Source organism: Deinococcus planocerae (assembly GCF_002869765.1).
Lineage (GTDB): Bacteria > Deinococcota > Deinococci > Deinococcales > Deinococcaceae > Deinococcus > Deinococcus planocerae.
Genome location: NZ_PNOR01000031.1, coordinates 1 through 18991, shown reverse-complemented (window position 1 = coordinate 18991; position 18991 = coordinate 1). Strand labels below are relative to the sequence as shown.

General features: G+C 71.5%; 19 protein-coding genes. 12 read left to right on the top strand and 7 right to left on the bottom strand.

Annotation, left to right across the window (positions count from 1 at the left end; all coding sequences use genetic code 11):
- Positions 1-33: 33 nt before the first annotated feature.
- Positions 34-2952: an insulinase family protein gene (locus A7B18_RS16025; RefSeq protein WP_102127735.1), complete on the bottom strand. Its 2919-nt coding sequence runs from the start codon at positions 2950-2952 to the stop codon at positions 34-36.
- A 119-nt stretch (positions 2953-3071) separates the two neighbouring features.
- Between A7B18_RS16025 and A7B18_RS16020 the strand changes: the two genes are divergently transcribed.
- From A7B18_RS16020 to A7B18_RS16010, 3 genes are read left to right on the top strand one after another with little or no spacing between them, the layout of a single operon-like run.
- On the top strand, positions 3072-3965 hold the full coding sequence (locus tag A7B18_RS16020; RefSeq protein ID WP_245872922.1) for an Ig domain-containing protein: 894 nt from the start codon (positions 3072-3074) through the stop codon (positions 3963-3965).
- Positions 3962-4906, top strand: a complete 945-nt coding sequence (locus tag A7B18_RS16015; protein WP_102127705.1) for a hypothetical protein — start codon at positions 3962-3964, stop codon at positions 4904-4906. Before A7B18_RS16020 ends, A7B18_RS16015 begins: the two co-directional genes overlap by 4 nt.
- On the top strand, positions 4903-5436 hold the full coding sequence (locus A7B18_RS16010) for a hypothetical protein (protein ID WP_102127704.1): 534 nt from the start codon (positions 4903-4905) through the stop codon (positions 5434-5436). Before A7B18_RS16015 ends, A7B18_RS16010 begins: the two co-directional genes overlap by 4 nt.
- A 411-nt stretch (positions 5437-5847) precedes the next feature.
- Here A7B18_RS16010 and A7B18_RS16000 read toward each other — a convergent pair whose 3' ends face one another.
- Both A7B18_RS16000 and A7B18_RS15995 read right to left on the bottom strand, forming a co-directional pair.
- Positions 5848-6456: an NAD(P)-dependent oxidoreductase gene (locus tag A7B18_RS16000; RefSeq protein WP_102127703.1), complete on the bottom strand. Its 609-nt coding sequence runs from the start codon at positions 6454-6456 to the stop codon at positions 5848-5850.
- A complete protein-coding gene (locus A7B18_RS15995; protein ID WP_102127702.1) occupies positions 6453-6872 on the bottom strand; it encodes a DUF6069 family protein in 420 nt (139 codons plus the stop codon). Before A7B18_RS15995 ends, A7B18_RS16000 begins: the two co-directional genes overlap by 4 nt.
- A 117-nt stretch (positions 6873-6989) precedes the next feature.
- Between A7B18_RS15995 and A7B18_RS15990 the strand changes: the two genes are divergently transcribed.
- The 3 genes from A7B18_RS15990 to A7B18_RS15980 all read left to right on the top strand — a co-directional run bounded on the left by A7B18_RS15990 (position 6990) and on the right by A7B18_RS15980 (position 8242).
- On the top strand, positions 6990-7352 hold the full coding sequence (locus A7B18_RS15990) for a winged helix-turn-helix transcriptional regulator (RefSeq protein ID WP_102127701.1): 363 nt from the start codon (positions 6990-6992) through the stop codon (positions 7350-7352).
- 114 nt (positions 7353-7466) lie between these two features.
- Complete coding sequence (locus A7B18_RS15985) at positions 7467-7688, top strand: RNA-binding S4 domain-containing protein (RefSeq protein ID WP_102127732.1); 222 nt, start codon at positions 7467-7469, stop codon at positions 7686-7688.
- Positions 7682-8242, top strand: coding sequence for a DUF1684 domain-containing protein (locus A7B18_RS15980; RefSeq protein ID WP_102127733.1), 561 nt, complete (start codon positions 7682-7684; stop codon positions 8240-8242). The genes A7B18_RS15985 and A7B18_RS15980 overlap by 7 nt, the downstream gene beginning before the upstream one ends.
- A gap of 93 nt (positions 8243-8335) precedes the next feature.
- Here the strand turns inward: A7B18_RS15980 and lepB are convergent, their stop codons facing one another.
- A complete protein-coding gene (gene lepB, locus A7B18_RS15975; RefSeq protein ID WP_102127700.1) occupies positions 8336-8953 on the bottom strand; it encodes a signal peptidase I in 618 nt (205 codons plus the stop codon).
- A gap of 91 nt (positions 8954-9044) precedes the next feature.
- Here lepB and A7B18_RS15970 point away from each other — a divergent pair, with 91 nt between their 5' ends.
- A complete protein-coding gene (locus tag A7B18_RS15970) occupies positions 9045-9377 on the top strand; it encodes an FKBP-type peptidyl-prolyl cis-trans isomerase (RefSeq protein WP_102127699.1) in 333 nt (110 codons plus the stop codon).
- 85 nt (positions 9378-9462) lie between these two features.
- Here A7B18_RS15970 and A7B18_RS15965 read toward each other — a convergent pair whose 3' ends face one another.
- Positions 9463-9678, bottom strand: coding sequence for a hypothetical protein (locus A7B18_RS15965; protein ID WP_102127698.1), 216 nt, complete (start codon positions 9676-9678; stop codon positions 9463-9465).
- 194 nt (positions 9679-9872) lie between these two features.
- Here A7B18_RS15965 and A7B18_RS15960 point away from each other — a divergent pair, with 194 nt between their 5' ends.
- The 3 genes from A7B18_RS15960 to A7B18_RS15950 all read left to right on the top strand — a co-directional run bounded on the left by A7B18_RS15960 (position 9873) and on the right by A7B18_RS15950 (position 14053).
- Positions 9873-11915: a beta-galactosidase gene (locus A7B18_RS15960; RefSeq protein ID WP_102127697.1), complete on the top strand. Its 2043-nt coding sequence runs from the start codon at positions 9873-9875 to the stop codon at positions 11913-11915.
- Between the two features lie 21 nt (positions 11916-11936).
- Positions 11937-13034 (top strand): galactose-1-phosphate uridylyltransferase, encoded by a 1098-nt coding sequence (galT, locus tag A7B18_RS15955; protein WP_102127696.1) that lies wholly within the window; start codon positions 11937-11939, stop codon positions 13032-13034.
- A 68-nt stretch (positions 13035-13102) separates the two neighbouring features.
- A complete protein-coding gene (locus tag A7B18_RS15950) occupies positions 13103-14053 on the top strand; it encodes a nucleoside hydrolase (RefSeq protein ID WP_102127731.1) in 951 nt (316 codons plus the stop codon).
- A 124-nt stretch (positions 14054-14177) separates the two neighbouring features.
- Here A7B18_RS15950 and A7B18_RS15945 read toward each other — a convergent pair whose 3' ends face one another.
- Both A7B18_RS15945 and A7B18_RS15940 read right to left on the bottom strand, forming a co-directional pair.
- Positions 14178-14660, bottom strand: coding sequence for a P-loop nucleotide/nucleoside kinase family protein (locus A7B18_RS15945; RefSeq protein WP_180970195.1), 483 nt, complete (start codon positions 14658-14660; stop codon positions 14178-14180).
- The gene (locus A7B18_RS15940) at positions 14647-15048 is read right to left on the bottom strand and encodes a M67 family metallopeptidase (protein ID WP_102127695.1); all 402 of its coding nucleotides are present in this window, start codon (positions 15046-15048) and stop codon (positions 14647-14649) included. The genes A7B18_RS15945 and A7B18_RS15940 overlap by 14 nt, the downstream gene beginning before the upstream one ends.
- A 129-nt stretch (positions 15049-15177) precedes the next feature.
- Between A7B18_RS15940 and A7B18_RS15935 the strand changes: the two genes are divergently transcribed.
- Positions 15178-18231 carry a DNA translocase FtsK gene (locus tag A7B18_RS15935; protein WP_102127694.1) on the top strand — a complete coding sequence of 1018 codons (3054 nt, stop codon included), beginning with the start codon at positions 15178-15180 and terminating at the stop codon, positions 18229-18231.
- Positions 18232-18469: 238 nt separating this feature from the next.
- Positions 18470-18991 (top strand): fasciclin domain-containing protein (locus tag A7B18_RS15930; RefSeq protein ID WP_146009564.1); only part of this gene is annotated, 522 nt, incomplete at its 3' end.

Here is an 18991-nt window from a genome sequence, read left to right as displayed (position 1 = left end):
CCTTCCTTCGCGCTACGAGCGACCAGCGACGAGCTACACGCCCTGCACCTCGAAGTGCAGCCCCAGCGCCTCCGTCTCGGGGTTCGGGTCACGGCCCGCCACGAGGGCGTAAGCGACGTTTTCTGCCGTCAGGTGCGCGTCCATCGCCCGCTTCAGGTCGTCCAGTGTCACGCGCAGGAGCCGGGCCTTGTACGCCTCCTGCACCTCGGGGGTGTACCCGGCCTGATCGCCGTAGAAGCGCAGGCGGCCCACGGTGTCGGGACTCGTCAGGGGGTCGAGGGTCTTGCTCGCCGACAAGACCGCCTCGGTGAGTTCGCGCTCGGTCAGGGGTGTGACGTCGAGGAAGGCGCGGGCATCCCGGAAGACTTCGAAGGTCCGGGTGATGTGGGGATCGCGGTAGCTCGACATGGTGAACACGCCGCCCCGCGCGTCGAAGCTCGCCCCGCCGCCGTACGCGCCGCCCTTCTCGCGGATTTCCTTGAGGAGGTACTCGCTTCTCAAGAGCCGTGAGAGGACGAGCAGCGCCGGGCTGTCGGGGTGGGTGTACGGCACCGTGCGGAAGGCGACCGCGTTGAAGGCGACCGGCGAGTCCGCCGTGCGCGCCTGAGGACCGCCGGGGAGGAGACTGGGCGCAGGGTGGCCGACCGGGGCGTCCCCGCCGAACTCCCCCGTGATGGAGTGGAGGTCAAGGCCCAGGTCGTCCGAAGTCGCGGTCAGGCACAGCAGCGGCTTCCCGGCGAGGATCAACTCGCGGAGGCGGGCGAAGCGTCCCAGCAGCGCGTTCACCCCGTCCCCCTCCACGATCTGTTTCAGGGTGGCGAGGGCGGTCAGGCCGCTCAGGCGCTCCTCGATGCTCCCGGCGGGGCTCACCTGCGCGCTTGCCAGGCGTTCGGCGTAGGCGCTGCCCGCGTTGACCACGCTCGCCTTGAGCCCGGCGAGGCGCTGCTTGAGAAGCTGCGTCAGCCGCTCGCGGTCGAACTCGGGGGCAGCGATCACGTCGCGCAGCACGCCCACGAGCGCGTCCCCGTTGCGGGCCAGCGCCTTGCCGCTGAAGGTCAGCGACAGGCGCAGATCGTCGAGGCTGTCCGGCTTGCCGCCCACCCCGACACTCGCGCTCACGCCGCCCGTCACGGCCTCGATCCGCCGCGCAAGGGCCACGTAATCCTGGCCCGCCGCCCCGCTGCGGGTGACCGCGAAGGCGTAGAGGGGCAGGGTGTCGATCAGGTCGTCGGGAAGGTCGGGCAAGCGCACCTGCACGTCGAGGTACGTGAGGCCCCCGGTGGGTTGCGGCACCCGACCGACGAGCGCGCGGCCCTCTTCCTCGGTCGTGTAGGGCGGGCGGGCGACGGTCGGCGGCACGTCCCCGAGGCCGAGGGTGGGGAGCACGTCGGGGTCACTCTCCTGCGCCTGGAGGGACTGGAGTTGCAGGCTCTCCCGGACGATCCGGGCGCGGTCCTCGTCGGTGAAGCCCGCGCTCAGCCGCCCCACGAGTTCGCGCTCGGCCTGCTCGGTGCGCGCGGCGAGGTCGGGGTCGGGCGCGAGGACGAGGGTGACCCGGTGCGGGTTGTCGAGGAGGTCCCGCTGGATCATCGTCTCGAACACGCGCCCCCGGGCGAGGTCGGTCCGCAGGCTTTCCAACTCGGTGTCCAGCCGCAGCCCGGTCACCGGGTCGCCGCCGTAGAGCCATGGGCCGAGGAGGCGGAACATCACTTGCAGGCCGTAGGGGGTCCCGGCGTTCGACACCTCGCGCTGCCCGATCTCGAACTGGTGGAGGCTGCTCTCGATGAGTTCGGGGTCGATGCCGTCCCTCGCAATAGCCGCGAGCGTGTCGAGCACGAGAGATTGCACCTCACCCGCCCTCCCGGCGCTCACCCCCTTGAGGCCGACCGCGAAGGCGCCCTCCCGGAAGTTGTCGCGGTAGCCGGAGAGGTCGGCCAGCGCACTTCCCAGCCCCGACTCGATGAGCGGGCGGGTGAGGGGCGCCGCCGGGTTGCCGAGCAGCACGTCCGAGAGCACGCTCCAGCGCAGGTTCAGGTCGGGGTCGGTCGAGTGCCCGAGCTTCCACGCCACGCTGACCTGGCCGCCGCGCTCCACGTCGGTGCCGGGGTAGGTCGCGTCCACCCGGCGCGGCCCCTCGAACGCGGGCTGGTCGGGAATGCTCACGTCGAGCGTCTGCGCCGAGAAGCGCGAGAGGACGTGCGACTCGATCTCGTCCAGCACCCGGCGCAGCTCCACCCGCCCATAGGTGTAGAAAAAGGCGTTGCTGGGGTGGTAGTGCGCGGCGTGGAAATTCCGCAGACCCTCGTACGTGAGCCCCGGGATGGCCGAAGGCGAGCCGCCGGAGTTGTTCGCGTAGGTGAGGTCCGGGTAGAGCGCCTTGCCGAACTCGCGGTACATCACCGCGCCGGGGCTCGCCATCGCGCCCTTCATCTCGTTGTAGACGACGCCCTGGAGCTTCAGCGGCGTAGTCGGGTCGTCCGGCGTCTCGAACTCGAAGCGGTGGCCGTCCTGGCGGAAGCTCTCGTAGCGCAGCAGCGGGAAGAAGGTGGCGTCGAGGTAGACCGAGAGCAGGTTGTAGAAGTCCTGCTCGTTGCGGGTGGAGAAGGGGTAGGTCGTCCAGTCGCTCGCCGTCATCGCGTTCATGAAGGTGTTCAGGCTTCTGGGCAGCATGGCGAAGAAGGGGTCGGGCACCGGGTACTTCTGGCTGCCCATCAGCACGACGTGTTCGAGGATGTGCGCCACGCCGGTCGAGTCCCCCGGCACGGTCGGGAAGGTCACCCCGAAGGCGAGGTTGTCGTCGTCGCGGGCGACGTGGGCGTGCCGGGCGCCCAGCTCGTGCCGCAGCAGCACGAGGGTGCCCTGCATCTCGGGTAAGGGTTCCACCCTCTCCACCGTGTAACGCCCCAACCGCTCGCCGGGAGTCGGGAGGGCGGGCAAGGTTCCAGTTGTCATGCGGGGAAGTTTACCGCCCGGCCAGCACACAGACAGCGCGGAGGGCACGAAGGCCAGGGGGGCCCCCACCCCCCATCTCCACGCCAGGAGCCTCATGAAAGGCCATTACACTACCCGCCATGAGACAGCTCGCCCTCCGCCGGGTCCTGCCCGTGTGTGCGCTGCTGACGGGTGGGATGCTGCTCGTCGCCTGCGGCAGCACGACCCCCACCTCGACCACCACCGGCACGTCGAGCACGAGTGACCCCCTCTACTTCACGACCACCAGCCTGCCCGTCGCTTACCTCGCCGAGACGTACGACGCCCCCGTGGGCGTGGCGGGCGGGGCGGGGCCGTACTCGATGCGGGTGGGCTCGGGGACGCTGCCCCCCGGCCTGACCCTGCGCGGCGGGAGACTCAGCGGCACGCCGACGAAGACGGGGACGTACACCTTCGCGGTCGAGGCGGCGGACGCCAACCTCAGCACCAAGGTGCAGACGTACACGCTGAACATCGGCGAGCTGCCCCCGCTGGCCCTGAAGCCCCAGCTTCCCAGCGGCGAGATTCGCGGCGAGACCCGCATCCCGCTCAACATCACCGCGCCGCGCACCGTCCGGGCCGCGCGGATGACCTGGGACCTGCCCGAAGGCGTGGCCGTCACCCGCGTGCAACCCGCCGAGGGGGGCGGCGTGCTGTTCTGGAAACAGGCGGGCCGCACCCTGACGGTGGACGTGGGCTTCAAGACCGTGCCCCGCAACGGGGCTCGCGTGGCCCTGGTGAGCGTGAAGCCGCCCAAGGCCGTCACCCTCGACGCGGGCCGCTTCGCCTTCGAGGCGCGCGACGGCACGGGCAAGGTCCTCGCCACCTCGGGCGGGCCGGCCCCGGCCCCGGCGAGCACGCCCTCCTCGACGGGCACGGGCACGACGACCGCCCCGGGAAGCACCGGAACCTCCACCTCGACCGGGACCCAGACCACGCCGGGCACCTCGACGACGACCAGCCCCGGGACCTCCCAGAGCGGGGGCCAGCCGTGAGGCGTGCCCTGACCCTGCTCGCCGCCCTCGCGCTGGGGGCCGCTCCTCTGAGCGCCCACGCGACGACCGCCCCGACCCTCACCCTGACGCAGCAGGCGAGGAAGGCGGACGTGATCGTGCGCGCCACCCTCGGCACGCCCACCAACGTGACGGAGGGTGAGGCGACCTGGATCACCTACCCCCTGACGGTCACCGAGACGGTCGCCGGGGACCCCGCCACCCTGCCGCAGCGGGAGGGCAGGCCCGTGCTGTACGTGCTCTCGGGGCTGGAGGACCTGCCGGAGTTACGCGCCGGGCAGGAGGCCTTTCTGCTCCTCTACAGCAGGCGGATGGACAACCCCATCGTGGGCTTCGCGCAGGGCGTCTACCCCATCGTGAACGGCAGGGTCACGCGCCCGGGTGAGGCGGCGGGCACGACCGCGGGCACCGGGGCCTCGACCGGCTCCGGCACCACCACCCCGTCCGGCTCTGCGGCCACCCCGACCACGACCGGGGCAGCGACTTCCACCACGAGCGGCACCGCGATCTCCGGCACCGGCACGGCGACCGCACCCACGCCGCCCGGCTCGACGACCTCCACGGCGGCCCCCGGTTCCGGCGCGACGACCACGGCGCCGGGCACGGCCACCTCCGGCACCGCGACGGCCACGGCACCCGGCACCACTCCCCCGGCAACGACCACCAGTGCAGGCGCAACCAGTTCCACAGCGGGCGGCACGACGACTCCCAGCACGGCCACAGGCACCACCCCTTCCGCGACTGCCTCCGCTCCGGGCGCGACCACCCCCAACTCCACCGCTGGCAGCACGCCGACGACCACCCCGGCTTCCGGCACCACCTCGCCCGCGGCCACCACTCCACCCGTGAATGAACCCAACGCCATTCCCAGCGATCCCGCCCGCTTCCGTGACGCCCTTCGCGCCGCCCGGGAGGCGAGATGAGACGCGCGCTGCTGCTGGCCCTCGCCCTCGCCGCCGGGGGGGGGCAGGCCGCCTCCGTCAAGCTGCGGCCCCAGGGCGCCGAACTCACGAAGGCCGTGCAGGACGCCCTGGCTGCGCTAAGCACCCGGGAGAGCCCCGTCACGCTCGATACCAGCGGCGGCCCCCTGATCACCGTGGGGGGCAGCGGCCCGACCGCCGGGGTGGCCTTCAACCCGGACGTGGTGGCCCGCACCGTCAGCGTGGGGGGCGTGCGCCGCATCGAGTTCAACCCGCAGGGGCCGCTGCCGCTCGCGCAGGCGATCCGCTCGGCTCTCACCGACGAACTCGGCCTGAGTGCCTGGACGCCCGACGCCGCCCGCACCCGCCTGAGCGGCGCCGACCTCAACGGCGACGGAAAGATCGACCTCACCGACCTCGCCCTCCTGATGAACAACTACGGCAAGACGGGCGCCACAGTGGGCGACCTCAACCAGGATCGCCGGGTGGACGACGCGGACTTGAGGCTGTTCGCGGCGCAGTACAAGCCTTGACGGAGGAGCGAAGGTTCGAGGGGGTGCTGGAAGCCGCCTTTCTCATCACGGGGCGGGGTTGGGTGCTGGCCGTCAAGATCAGGCAATGGTCGGGGGAGCTTCGAGTGGGCGACGGCCTGAGCATCACGACACCCGGCACTTCACCGGAGGCTTGCCGCATCGCTGGCTATCCTCAGTACCCACGAAGGTTTCCTATAGAACAGGAACCGTCCCTGGCCTTTCTCATTCGTGACTGGACCTCCGGCGCTTCTCCTCAAGAATGGATCGGCGCAACCGTTTCCCTGTTCCCCTTCCTAGGAATGACGACGCCCGGCCCTCCCCCGAAGAGGTCGCCAGCTTCGACCTCCAAGATTTTCTCAAGCTGCGCGGGCTGATGGGGACGGGCGGCGAGGCGGAGTTTCGAGCCTGGGTTTAAGACGCGATGGCGACGCGCGACCGCACGAAGCGGGGGGCAGCCAGTTCGCCGAGGATAAAGTGCGCGGCGTCCCCCGTGGAGACGGCCCGCGCGTCCGCCAGCGCGCGTTCGGCCTGGACCCGGTAGCGGCCTGTCGGGGCAGCGTCAACGAGCGCGGGCGGGCACAGCAGCGTCCAGTCCAGGTCCGAGGCGCGCAGCTCCTCGTGGACTTGCAGGTGGGCGGCGGAGACTTCGCCGAAGCTCGCCGGGAAAGACGGCAGGTCGCGCACGAGGGTCCGGTCGTCCAGCGGCAGGATGCCCGCCGCCGCGACGGCGATCAGGCGCCGCACCCCGCCCGCCTGCATGGCGGCGACGATGTGCCGCGCCCCCCGGGTGAGCACGTCCGGCGAACCGCCGAGGGTGCTCAGCACCGCGCCGTGGCCGGGCAGGGCGGCGGCGACCTCCGCCGGGTCGAGAACGTCTCCCCGCACGACCCGCAGGCGTGGGTGAGACTCCAACCCCTCGGGACGGCGCACGAACGCGGTGACCTCGTGCCCGGCGGCGAGGGTCTGGCGCAGCAGGGGGAGGCCGAGGTGGCCGGTCGCGCCAAGCAGCAGCACCCTCACCGCACGGTCCTCGCCGCCGGGCGCAGCAGCGCGACGATGGCCGCCGCCGCGACGAGGTGCATGGCGCCGAGCGACAGAGCCGTCACGGCGGGCAGGCCTCCGGCGAGCACCGGCACCAGGGACAGGGCGAGCACGGCGAACGCCGTGACCTCGAAGCTGCGGCGAGGGTGGCGGGCAAGCGCGTTCAGGGCGGCGAGTACCAGCGTGGCCCCCAGAGTCCCGGCGACGCTGGCGACCACGATCATGACCGCGCTGATCTCCAGCAGGGCCCCGCCGGGACCGGGCACGCTCAGGGGTACGCCCGCCGCCGTCGCGCCAAGAAAGACGGCGAGCGCGAGAACGCTGGCGGCCAGCGCGGCCAGAGCGCTGTTCCTGATCAGAGAGGACCGGGCGTGTCGGGAGAGATCGAGCGTCATGGGACCTCCTGGGGGTGCGGTCTACTTACCTTTCGTAACCACGCCCATAGGGTAGACAGAGGCGGTTACTTTTGTCAACCAGCTTATTCTTAGTGACCTCTGGCTTACACTGGGATCATGCCCCGACCGTCCGGCGACCCCTTCAGTCCGGCCTTCCATCACGCCACCGACCTTGTGGGGAAGCGTTGGACCGGCGCGATCCTCTTCTCGCTGTTTCATGGCCGCACACGCTTCTCGGAACTGACGGCGACCGTGCCGGGCCTGAGCGGACGCCTGCTCAGCGAGCGTCTCAAGGAGTTCGAGGCCGAGGGCCTGGTCACCCGCACCGTCGTTCCCGACACGCCCGTGCGGATCACGTACCACCTCACCGAGAAGGGCCGCGCGCTCGGCGGGGTGCTGCGCCACCTCGACGTGTGGGCCCAGACGTGGCTGGCGCCGGGTCAGGGAGCGGCGAACCCGGCCCCGGACGTGGGGGAGTGAACGCCGCCGCCCAGGAGAGTGCCGCTGGTCCTGGGTCGAGCAGGGGGCGGGGAAGGCGACTTTCTCCTCACCCCGGACCTCCCCTCTCCCGACCCCCGGTGTTACCCTGCCCCCATGACCCAGGACGCACGGCCCGCCCCCGAGGAGCGCGACACCATCGACCTCCAGGACTTCCTCAAGCTGCGCGGGCTGGTCGAGACGGGCGGCGAGGCGAAGTTCCGGGTGCAGGGCGGCGAGGTGCGGCTCAACGGCGCCATCGAGACGCGGCGGCGCAAGAAGCTGCGGCGCGGGGACATCGTGGAGTACGCGGGCGAGCGCGTGCGGGTGGACTGGTGACGGCGGGGGAGGCGCACGCGCGGGCGGTCACCGACTTCCGCCGCCGCAAGGACGAGCACTTCGCCTCGGGGCGCGGGCCGATCACGGGGGCGGAGCTGGCGGGCTTCCGGGGCCTGAGCTACTACCCGCCCGACCCGGCCTGGGCCTTCACCGCTCCAGTCGAGCGCGCCGACGGAGCCGAGGTCACCCTGGGCACGAACACGGGCGAGACGCGCGTCATGGCCCGCTTCGGCACGGCGACCGCGAAGCTGCCCGGCGGCCCGCACACCTTCACCCTGTACGCCCCCCCCGGCGAGGACTTCCCGCAGAGGGTCTTCGTCCCCTTCCGCGACGCGACGAGCGGGCCGGAGACCTACGGGGCGGGGCGCTACCTCGACGCGCCGCTCGTCCGGGCGCCGGAGGGTGAGGGGATGCTCGTCCACCTCGACTTCAACCTCGCCTATCACCCGTACTGCGCCTACGGGGAGGGGTGGACCTGTCCGCTGCCCCCCCGCGAGAATTGGGTGGCCCAGCCCGTGCGCGCCGGGGAGCGGCTGCCGGGGCTGGACGCCTAGAGCGGTTGTCGGAAGAAGTGTCACCCTGAACGAAGTGAAGGGTCTCGTCCGGCCTGGTGCTGACGGCCTTCTCATGGGGTGTGCTTCAAAGCCTCAGCGGTGCACCAGCCCGGGATTCGGCCACAGCCGCAGGTTGACGGGTCCGGCGGCGTCGGTGAGCGAGACGGGTCCGTAGGCGCGGGAATCCAGGCTCTCGCCGATCAGGCGGTTGTCGCCCAGCACCCACACCTTGCCGGGCGGCACACGCAGGGCAGGCTGGTCGGTGAGAACACCGTCGTTGACGTAGCTCTCGGCCACGGGCCGCCCGTTCACGATCACGCGCCCGTCCGTGATGGCGACCGTATCGCCGGGGAGGCCCAGCACGCGCTTGATGTTGTAAGGACGGTGCCGCACGCCCCACACCGTCTCGTAGCTGTAGGGGCTGTCCGCCGGGGACTTGAAGATGAGGAGGTCGCCCCGCTGGGGGTAGGAGGTGGGCAGGCCCCACGCGTGCAGCCAGCGCGGGTATTTGAGCAGCAGGAGCAGATCGCGGTGATGCAGGGTGGGGTTCATGCTGTCGCCGTCCACCCGCGCAAGGGTCGCCACGAAGGTCGTGAAGACCCACACCGGGAGCAGCGCCCCGAGGACCCAGACCCGCCAGAAGGCCCGCAACTCGCCGAGAAGATCGCCGCCCGAGGACCGGCGGGAGGGAACGGGCGTCACGCGGGGCATCCTAGCAGCGGGGACGGGGCGGCAGTCACCCTCCTTCACGCCCGCTTCAGAGTCCGGGACGGGGGGAGGGTGGGGACTTACGCTGAGCGGCATGAACCAGCAGGAACTGATCGTCGAGAAGTACCAGGAGGGCAACGGTACCCCCGCCTCGCCCGGCAAGACCGTCCGCGTCCACTACACGGGCACCCTGCCCGACGGGCGCAAGTTCGACTCCAGCCGCGACCGGGGAGAACCCATCGAGTTCCCGCTCGGCGTCGGCTACGTCATCCCCGGCTGGGACCAGGGCATTGCACAACTGCGGGTGGGGGACAGGGCCCGCCTCACCATTCCCCCGCACCTCGGTTACGGGGCGGCAGGCGTTCCCGGCGTCATTCCGCCCAACTCCACCCTCGTCTTCGACGTGGAACTCGTGGACGTGCGCTGAGGGAAGCGGTCAAGTTCCAGGGCAAGAAGAACGCCCCACTCCTCTTTTCGCGGGTTGGGGCGTTCTCGTTGTTTTCCCTCGCCGTTCAGCCGCCGCCCGTGCCCACGTCGTCGTCGCCGACGTTGTTGCCCTGCCCGTCGATGAGGCCCGCCTCCTCCATGCTCAGCTCCGTCGTGCCGGGGCTGTCCTGCACGACGCCGGACTGAGGGGTGGGGGACTTCGTCGCGCTCTCGGAATCGGTGCTGCGCTGGGCCTGGGGGGCGCCCGCGCCCATCTGCTCGTCGTCGCTGCGTCCGGTCATGGGGGGAAGCGTAGGCGTGCCCGCGTGGGGGCGCGTGTGTCGGGCGTGAAGCGGGGTTCACGGCGCCCGATTGACGCTCCGCCGCCTATCCCCCTAAGCTCCCCGCAAAGAAGGAAGATGGTGAGGTCCCTCACGGTGGTTGCCGTCACGGGTCCTCCTTCGTTCTCCAGCCCCTCCCCCGACAGGACCCCACCATGACCTCACCCGACGCCTCCACCCCCCCTCACCTCCTGCTGGGCTCGTGCGACTACCCAGAGCATGTGCCGCGTGACCGCTGGGAGACGTATGCCCGGCAGCAGCGCGACCTCGGCCTGACCTTCGTGCGCCTCGCCGAGTTCGCCTGGAGCCGCATGGAGCCCCGGCCCAGCGAGTTCGACTGGGGGTGGCTGGACGAGGCGGTGGAGGCGTACCACGCCGCGGGCCTGCGGGTGGTGCTGTGTACCCCGACGGCCACTCCGCCCGCGTGGCTGATCCGGTCTCACCCCGAAATCCTGCCCTACGACGAGGAGGGCCGGGTGCGCGAGTTCGGCTCGCGGCGGCACTACGACTTCGCTTCGCCCGTGTACCGGCAGCACTCGCGGCGGGTCACCCGGGCGGTGGCGGGGCGGTACGGCGGGCATCCGGCGGTCGTCGGCTGGCAGACCGACAACGAGTTCGCCTGCCACGGCACCGGGAGGAGCTACGGTGGGGCGAGCGCGGCGGCCTTCCCGGGCTGGCTGCGGGAGAGGTACGGCACGCTGGAGGCGCTGAACGAGGCGTGGGGCAACGTCTTCTGGAGCATGGAGTATGGCGACTGGGCGCAGGTCAGGCCGCCCAACCTCACCGTGACGGAGGCGAATCCGGCCCACATCCTCGACTTTTACCGCTTCGCGTCCGACCAGATCGCCTCCTTCCAGCGCGAGCAGGTCGAGATTTTGCGCGAACTCTCGCCGGGGCGCTTCGTCACCCACAACTTCATGATCTTCGAGAGCGGCTTCGACCACTACCGGGTGGCCGAGGGCCTGGACTTCGCCACCTGGGACAACTACCCGACCGGGATGCTGGAGTTCTTCGCGGGGCGCATGGTAGGCGAGGACGCCAAACTTCGCTTCGCCCGCACCGGGCACCCCGATCTGGTGGGCTGGAACCACGACGTCTACCGCGGGTTGGTCAGGGGAGCAGGCAGGCTGGGCCGGGAGGGCGAGGGCACCCCGAGCGGCTTCTGGGTGATGGAGCAGCAGTGCGGGCAGGTGAACTGGGCGCCCTTCAACCCCCTCCCCGCCGATGGGGCGGTCGCGCTGTGGACGGCGCAGGCGTGGGCGCACGGGGCCGACGTGGTGAGCTACTTCCGCTGGCGGGCGGCCACGATGGCGCAGGAGGTCTTGCACTCGGGGCTCCTGCGCCACGACGAGACGCCCGACCGGGGATACGCGGAGGTCGCGGCGCTCGATCAAAACCTCTTCCCCGTCGGCGAAGTGCCCGCCCGCGTGGCCCTCCTCCACGACTACGAGAGCCTGTGGCTGCTGGGCGCGCAGCCCCACAGCGCCTCGCTGAGCTACTGGGCACAGACGGTGACGTACTACCGGGCGTTGCGTTCGCTCGGGGTGGACGTGGACATCCTGCACCCGGACGCGGACCTGAGCGGGTACGCGGTCGTCGTGGCCCCGGCGATCACGCTGGCGACCGAGGAACGGGCGGCCCGCTGGTGGACGGCGACGGAGGGCGGCGCGCGGCTCGTCTGCGGACCCCGCACGGGCGTCCGCACGTCGAGCGGGCAGACGTGGGCGCAGGGGCAACCGGGACCGCTCACGGAGCTGCTCGGCGTGAAACTCCTGCAATTCGACTCGCTGCGGCCCGGCTTGACGCAGAAGGTCAAGGGGCCGGACGGCGAGTTCGAGGCCCACGCCTGGGCGGAGAGCTACCGGCTGACGGGGGCAGAGGCCATGTCCACCTACGTCGGCGGCCCGCAGGACGGCCTGCCCGCCGTCACCCGGCAGGGCCGCGCGACCGTCATCGGCGCCCACTCCGAACCCCTGATCCACGCCGTGCTGCGGGGCGTGCTGGCCGAGGCGGGGGTCGAGACGGTGGACCTGCCGGGCGGGGTGCGCCTCAGCCGCCGGGCGGGCGTGACGCTCGTGCAGAACTGGAACCCGGAGGCGGTGGAGTGGGAGGGCCGGACGCTCGCGCCCGTGAGCTTCGAGGTCGTAGAGACGCCGACCCCGCCGAGTGACGATTCCTCTCCAGCGCGGGTAGGGTAGGCCCATGAACGCGGAGCGACCATGACCCAGCCCTCTCCCACCTTCCACGCCGAGGCCTTCGAGAAGCCCGACGGGCGCGAGCTGACCCTCTACGGCCTGGAACCCGTGCGGGTCGAGTCCGAGATTCCCACCCCCGGCGACCCGGTGCAGGCCCGCCCGGTGATGCGCTGGCACCCCCTGCGCTCCGAGTGGGTGATGTACGCCGCCCACCGCCTCAACCGCACCTTCCTGCCCCCGCCCGACTACAACCCGCTCGCGCCGATCCGGGAGGGCGGCCACCCCACCGAGCTGCCGCGCGGCGTGTACGACCTCGCCGTCTTCGAGAACCGCTTCCCCAGCCTGACCCTCGACGCGCCCGAGCCCGAACCTTTCCCCAATGTCGAGGTCCGGGCAGGAGTGGGCCGCTGCGAGGTCGTCGTCTTCAGCCAGAGCCCCGAAGGCCGCCTCGCCGACCTGACGCCCGAGCAGATGACCCTCCTGATCGAGGTCTGGGCCGACCGCACCACCCGCCTCGCGGCGACGGGCAAGATCAGGAGCGTCCTCGCCTTCGAGAACCGGGGGGTCGAGGTCGGGGTGACCCTGCACCACCCGCACGGGCAGATTTACGCGTACGACCACATCCCGCCCGTGCAGGCGCGGTTGCTCGACTCGGCCCAGGGCTACCTGGAGAAGAACGGGCGCCCCTGGCTCGCCGACTTCGTGGCCGGGGAGCGGGAGGCGGGCCTGCGGGTCCTGCACGACGAGGGCGCGGCTATAAGCGTCGTGCCTCCCTTCGCCCGTTACACCTACGAGACGTGGGTGCTGCCCACCCGCCCGGTCGCCCTGCTGAGCGAGCTGAGCGCGGAGGAGAAGGCCGCCTTCGCCCGGACGCTGAAAGACGCCCTGCTGCGGCAAGACGCCCTCTTCGGGGTGCGGATGCCGTACCTGCTGACCGTCCACCAGGGCCCGGTGGGGGGCGACCCTCACCCCGAGTTCCCCCTCCACATCGAGATTTACCCCTACCTGCGTGCCCCGGGCCGGATGAAGTACCTCGCCGGGACCGAGCAGGGGGCGGGCGAGTTCGCCAACGACAAGCTGCCGGAGGCGGCGGCGCAGGAGTTGCGGAACCTGACGGTTTAGCCGGGAAGAACCTGCCGGGAGGTCGTCCGCGTTGTGGCGTGGGCGGCCTCTCTTCCTACAATGCCCGGGTGACCTCCGCCCCTTCCCTGCCCCTTTCCGTCATCCTCGACGGCGACCCCGGCCTCGACGACGCCATCGCCTGGCTGCTCGCGCTGGCGAGCCCGGAGGAGGTGCGGGTGCTGGGCGTCACGACCGTCCACGGCAACGTCGGCCTGCCCCTGACCACCCGCAACGCCGGGGTGACGCTGGCGCTGGCGGGGGCGGACGTGCCCGTCTATGCCGGGGCGGACCGCCCGCTCGTCCGCTCTCCGCTGACGGCGGCGGCGGTCCACGGGGACAGCGGCCTCCCCGCCGCCAACCTGCCGGAACCGGAAAAAGAGCCCGAGGCCGAACACGCGGTGGACTTCATCGTCCGCACGGCACGCGAACGGCCCGGCGAGGTCACCCTCGTCGCCACCGGGCCGCTCACGAACATAGCGCTCGCCTTCCGGCTGGCCCCAGACGTGCCCGGCCTGCTGCGCGAGGTCGTGTGGATGGGCGGAAGCACCGCCGGAGGCAACCGCACCCCCGCCGCCGAGTTCAACGCCCTCGCCGACCCGCACGCCGTCCACATCGTGCTGGGCTCTGGTGTTCCCCTACGGATGTTCGGCCTCAACGTCACCATGCAGGTCATCGCCACCCCGGATCGCCTGGACGCCCTGCGTGCTCTGGGAAACCGGGCGGGGGCCGTGAGCGCCGAACTCCTCACCTTCTACGCGGGGGTGTACCGCGAACGTTATGGGCTCAGCGGCGGCGCCCTGCACGACCCTGTGGCGGTGGCCGCCGTGCTGCGCCCGGACCTGTTCAAGATGCAGCCCATGTCCGTGCAGGTCGAGCTTCAGGAGGGGTTGAACTTCGGGCGGACGGTGTGCGACCTGTTCGGGGTCACCCGGCAGCCCGCAAACGCAGAGGTCGCCGTGAGCGTGGACGACGAGGGGGTGTTCGGTCTGCTGCTGGAGCGGCTGGGCAGGTTGCCGTAGCGATCATCTTTTACCCCTCCCCCTTGAGGGGGACTGGTACAGCTCGCACCGCGAGAGGCTGGGAGGGGGTGAACAGGCCGCGCAAACCAGCCCCATCTACCGCCCAACTCTTGCCGCCACCCACCTACTCCTGCCCCACCCAAACCGCCTCCTCGTCCGCTTCGAGCGGCTGGAAGGGGGCACGCAGTAGCCGAAAGGTCTCGTCACTGATCGGCAGGGCGCCGGGCTGAGCGTTCCGCACCCGCACCCGCCTCAACGCCTCCTCGTCGGGCAGGGTCAGGGCGTAGAGGGTGAGGGGTACCCCGAGCGCGGCGGCCTGCGCGCGCAGGGCGTCACGGTCGGCCCTCCTCCAGAAGCCGTGGTCGAGGATGACGGGCACGCCGAGTTCCAGGGCGCGGGTCCACTGCTCCTCCATCAGGGCCATGACGCGGGCGAAGGCGGGCGGAAATTCCTCGGCGTTCAGGCCGGGGCCGGACAGGGCGACCAGCCACTCGTCGGGTGAGAAGCGCATTCCCGGGAGCGTGCGCTCCAGCCGCCGCGCAAGGGTCGTCTTGCCACTCCCGACGAAGCCGTGCAGCGCGTGGATACCGGGCTCAGCCCCCGGCACGAATCGGCACCACCTCTCCCCCCGGCAGTCGGTACGCGGCCAGGGTGCGGGTCGTCAGGTCGGCGATGACGTAGGGCACCGGGTACGCGGCAAGCCGGAGGTCGGTGGGGCTGGGTGAGGCCGGACCGAGCGGGTGACTGTGGTAGAGGGCGACGAGGGTGAGGCCGCCCGCCTCCATCGCCCGCAGTGCCCGCAGCAGGTGGCCGGGGTCGGCGAGGTAGGTGCGCTCCGGCTCGGACGCGATGTTGGGCAGGGGGTAGAGGGCGACCGCCTCCGCCTCCCCGTCGCGGGCGTGGCCGCCGAGCGCCCCGACGCACTCGCGGGGAGCCTCGCGCCCGGCGTGCGCCCACAGGGCGTGCGCGAGCGGCGGGGGGAGGATCAGGGCCACCCGGGCATTATCGGGCCCAGGCGGGGGGGGAGCGCGGCAATCGTGCCCGGGTCCACAGAGTGCGCGGGTTCCGAAAATGCGCGCTGGGCGCGCCGTGGCGGGTGGGTCCGGTGGGCTACAATTCTGTTCATGGCGAAGGCTCGTGCAAAAAGCGCTCCTCCGGCCAGCCGCTTCGACGGGGAGGCGCTGGGGCTGGTGCTGTTCGCGCTGGGAATCTTCCTGGCGGTCACCCTGACCCTGCCTCAGATCGCGGAGAGCGGGTTTATGACGCAGGCGCGTGCGGTACTCACCGGGTGGCTGGGCTGGGGGGCTTACCTCCTGCCCGTGGTGCCCATCGCGTACGGGGTGCTGGTGTTTCTGGGACGGGACCTCAAGGGGCTGACCCGCCGCGTGCTCGGCGGGGTGGTCGTGGTGGCCTCCCTTCTCGCGCTGCACGAGGTCTTCTCTCCCGGCGCGGCGGGCGAGGGGGCGGCGCGGCTGATGGGCCCGCTGGTGGACGCCCTGGGGTACGCGGCGGTCCTCTTCCCGCTCGTGACGCTGACCCTGGGCCTGGAGATCATGCTGCGGCTGCGGCCCCTCACGCTGCTCAAGGGGCTTTTCCGGCGCCTGAGCGTGCTGCTGGGGGGAGCGACCACCCGCGTGCAGGGCGTGATCGAGACCCGGCAGGAGGGGCGCGAGGCGGCCCGGGCCCGGGCGGGCGTGCGGCAGGGGCTGGCGGCCCAGGCCCGCGACGTGGAGACCCTGCGCCGTCTCTACCCCGAGGCCCGCGAGCTGGGAGGCCTCGACGAGGAGGTCCGCGCCGCCCGCCGCGAGGTGCGCGGTCTCGACGAGTCCGGCCTCAAGGGCATGGAGGGCGAGCTGGGCCGGTGGCGCGAGGGCCTGAGCACCTTCGCCCGGGGCGCCGCCCGCGACCTGCGCGAGGCCGTCTCCCGCGAGGCCCCCGACGCGGGCGCCCAGGCCGAGGCCGTGGCGAACGAGGTCCGGGCCGGGCGGCACGAGCTGAGCATCGAACTCCCCAGCACCCTGGCGAGCGGCGCCCTGGAGCGGCTGCGCCGCAACATGGTCGCCGACCTGCAACGGCTGGCGGGCCGCGCCGGAAAGCTGGAGCGCGAGCGGCAGGCGGCCCTCAAGGCGCTCGGCAAGGCGGACGCGGCCACCCTGACGCGCGAGCTGCCGGCGTGGCGCGAGCGCGAGCGGGCGTGGCGCGACCTCGCCGAGGACTTCACCGCGTGGCGTGAGCGCGAGCGGCATTACCCCGGCTGGCCCGACCTCGCGGCGGCCTTCGACCGCGCTCCCACGGAAATCGCCGCCACCCTCGCCGAGGCGCTGGCGGGCGACCCCGACGGCACCCTGAGTACCCAGGAGGAGTGGCGGGCCCGCCTCGCCCGCGCCCAGGAGGAGGCGCTGGAGCGGGTACAATTGATGGCGGTGGGCTCCACCGAGACCCCGGCCCTCGACTTCGACTTCACGGGGGAGGCCCCGGCGCGGGGGGGCACGGTGAACCTCAGCGAGGAAAAGCAGCCGACGCCCCTCTCCCCTCCCCCCTCCACCACCGTGATCGGCGCCGTGCCGCCCCGCGCCTCCGAGCCGCTGCTGGGCAGTTCAGGTGTGCAGGCGAGCGCTCCCAGCCGCCGCGCCGCCCAGGCCACGCTGGAAGAGGAAGACGACGAGAGCGCCGCCCCCTGGGAGAGCGCGAAACCCGAACGGCGCCGCCCTGCGCAGGGGGCGGTGGACCTGGCCCTCCCCGGTTACGACCTGCTCGACCCCCTGCCCGTGGGCACGGTGAACCCCGCGCAGCTTGACGTGGCGGCGCGGCAGCGGGCGGCGGTGATCGACCAGACGCTGCGGCACTTCGGCCTCCAGGCGCGGGTGGTGGACTTCGCGCGCGGGCCGACCGTGACCCGCTACGAGATCGAGCCCGCCCCCGGCGAGAAGATCAGCCGCATCGCTTCCCTCTCCAACGACCTCGCGCGGGCGCTCGCGGTGGGCGGGGTGCGCGTGGAGGCCCCGGTGCCCGGCAAGAGCGTGATCGGCCTGGAGGTCCCCAACACCGAGCGCGAGCCCGTCACCTTCCACCAAGCGGCGGCTTCCTCCACCTTCCGGGGAACGCGCGCCAAGCTTCCCATCATCCTGGGCAAGAGCATCGACGGGGAGCTGATGGTCGGCGACCTCGCCAAGATGCCGCACCTCCTGATCGCGGGCTCGACGGGCTCGGGCAAGTCGGTGTGCGTGAACACGCTGATCACCTCGCTGCTCTACCGCTACCTGCCCACCGAGCTGCGCTTCCTGATGGTGGACCCCAAGATGGTGGAACTCACCCCCTACGACGGGATTCCCCACCTCGTGCGGCCCGTGGTGACCAACCCGATGGACGCGGCGGGCGTGCTGTTCGGCGGCGTGGCGCACATGGAGCGGCGCTACAAGATGATGAGCCAGGTCGGCGCGAAGAACCTGGAGCAGTACAACGCGAAGATGCGCCAGGTTGGGGACGCGGAGCTGCCCCACCTCGTCATCATCATCGACGAGCTGGCGGACCTGATGATCACCTCGCCCAAGGAGGTCGAGTCGGCGATCATGCGCCTGGCGCAGATGGCGCGCGCGACCGGGATGCACCTCGTGCTGGCGACCCAGCGCCCCTCGGTGGACATCCTGACCTCCCTGATCAAGGTGAACGTGCCCGCCCGCGTCGCCTTCGCGGTGAGCAGCAGCCACGACTCGCGCACGATCCTCGACTCGGTGGGTGCCGAGCGGCTGACCGGCATGGGCGACATGCTGTTCTACCAGCCCGGCCTGATCAAGCCGCTGCGCCTCCAGGGGCCCTACATCTCCGAGGTGGAGTCGGCGCGCATCACCGACGAATTGCGGCGGCAGGTCTTCGACGACGTGTTCGTGGAGGAGTACGGGGCGGACTTCGACGGCACCGTCTCGGCGAGCGGGCCCACAGCCGACAAGGCGAACATGGACTTCTCCGATCCCCACCTGCGCCAGGCCGCCTTGATCTGCATCGAGGAGGGCCAGGGCAGCGTCTCGCGGCTGCAACGGCGCCTCTCGGTGGGCCACGCCCGGGCAGGTAAGCTGATGGACATGCTCGAGGCGATGGGCATCGTCTCCAAGCACCAGGGCAGCAAGCCGCGCGAGGTCCTGATCACCGAGGCCGACCTGCCGGAGTATTTCGGACGGTAAGGCGCCGGGCACCGGCGGGGCGGGTGAGGTCACGGGCCTCCCCGCCCTCCTCGTGCGCCCTTCCACGGGAACGAAGGGGGCGGAGGAGGCCAGCGGCCCGCATGAACCTCGCGTGAGGACTCGGCAAAACCGTGCGGGAACTTCGTTTAGATGTTCTGTCTCAACGGATACCAAAGTTGCTTTTCACGGGAGTGTGGTGAACATTGGGAAGCGGACATTTCAATCCAGAGGTGAGTTCATGAAGAAGCAAACCAGCTTGATCACGCTCAGTCTGCTGCTCGCCACGCCTGCCCTGGCGGGGGGCGGCGGCGCTCCTGCCGCGCGGCCCGCGACGGGCGGGGCGGCGTGCCAGCCCATCGCGCAGCTCATCACGAACGATCCCCAGTTCAGCACGCTGCTGACGGCGGTGCAGGCGGCGGGGCTCGCCGAGACGCTCTCCAGCGGGCAGTACACGGTCTTCGCACCGACGAACGCGGCCTTCGCCAAGCTCCCCAGCGACACGCTCGCGGCGGTGCTCAACGACCCCGAGCAGCTTCGCGCCGTGCTGCTCTACCACGTGGTGCCCGGCAAGGTCACCGCCCAGCAGGTCCGGGGCGTGCGCAGCGTCCGCACCGTGCAGGGCGGCACCCTGACGGTCAGCGTGTCGGGCAACGCGGTGCGGATCAACAACGCGAACGTGACCCGCGCAGACATCAACGCCTGTAACGGCGTCGTGCACGTGATCGACGCGGTGCTCGTGCCTCCTGCGGCTGCGGCTCCC

Bases quoted from the DNA above. Each gene is read 5' to 3' on its own strand.
- A7B18_RS16025 (WP_102127735.1), bottom strand. From the start codon at position 2,952: ATGACAACTGGAACCTTGCCCGCCCTCCCGACTCCCGGCGAGCGGTTG.
- A7B18_RS16020 (WP_245872922.1), top strand. From the start codon at position 3,072: ATGAGACAGCTCGCCCTCCGCCGGGTCCTGCCCGTGTGTGCGCTGCTG.
- A7B18_RS16010 (WP_102127704.1), top strand. From the start codon at position 4,903: ATGAGACGCGCGCTGCTGCTGGCCCTCGCCCTCGCCGCCGGGGGGGGG.
- A7B18_RS15995 (WP_102127702.1), bottom strand. From the start codon at position 6,872: ATGACGCTCGATCTCTCCCGACACGCCCGGTCCTCTCTGATCAGGAAC.
- A7B18_RS15990 (WP_102127701.1), top strand. From the start codon at position 6,990: ATGCCCCGACCGTCCGGCGACCCCTTCAGTCCGGCCTTCCATCACGCC.
- A7B18_RS15985 (WP_102127732.1), top strand. From the start codon at position 7,467: ATGACCCAGGACGCACGGCCCGCCCCCGAGGAGCGCGACACCATCGAC.
- lepB (WP_102127700.1), bottom strand. From the start codon at position 8,953: ATGCCCCGCGTGACGCCCGTTCCCTCCCGCCGGTCCTCGGGCGGCGAT.
- A7B18_RS15970 (WP_102127699.1), top strand. From the start codon at position 9,045: ATGAACCAGCAGGAACTGATCGTCGAGAAGTACCAGGAGGGCAACGGT.
- A7B18_RS15965 (WP_102127698.1), bottom strand. From the start codon at position 9,678: ATGACCGGACGCAGCGACGACGAGCAGATGGGCGCGGGCGCCCCCCAG.
- A7B18_RS15960 (WP_102127697.1), top strand. From the start codon at position 9,873: ATGACCTCACCCGACGCCTCCACCCCCCCTCACCTCCTGCTGGGCTCG.
- galT (WP_102127696.1), top strand. From the start codon at position 11,937: ATGACCCAGCCCTCTCCCACCTTCCACGCCGAGGCCTTCGAGAAGCCC.
- A7B18_RS15935 (WP_102127694.1), top strand. From the start codon at position 15,178: ATGGCGAAGGCTCGTGCAAAAAGCGCTCCTCCGGCCAGCCGCTTCGAC.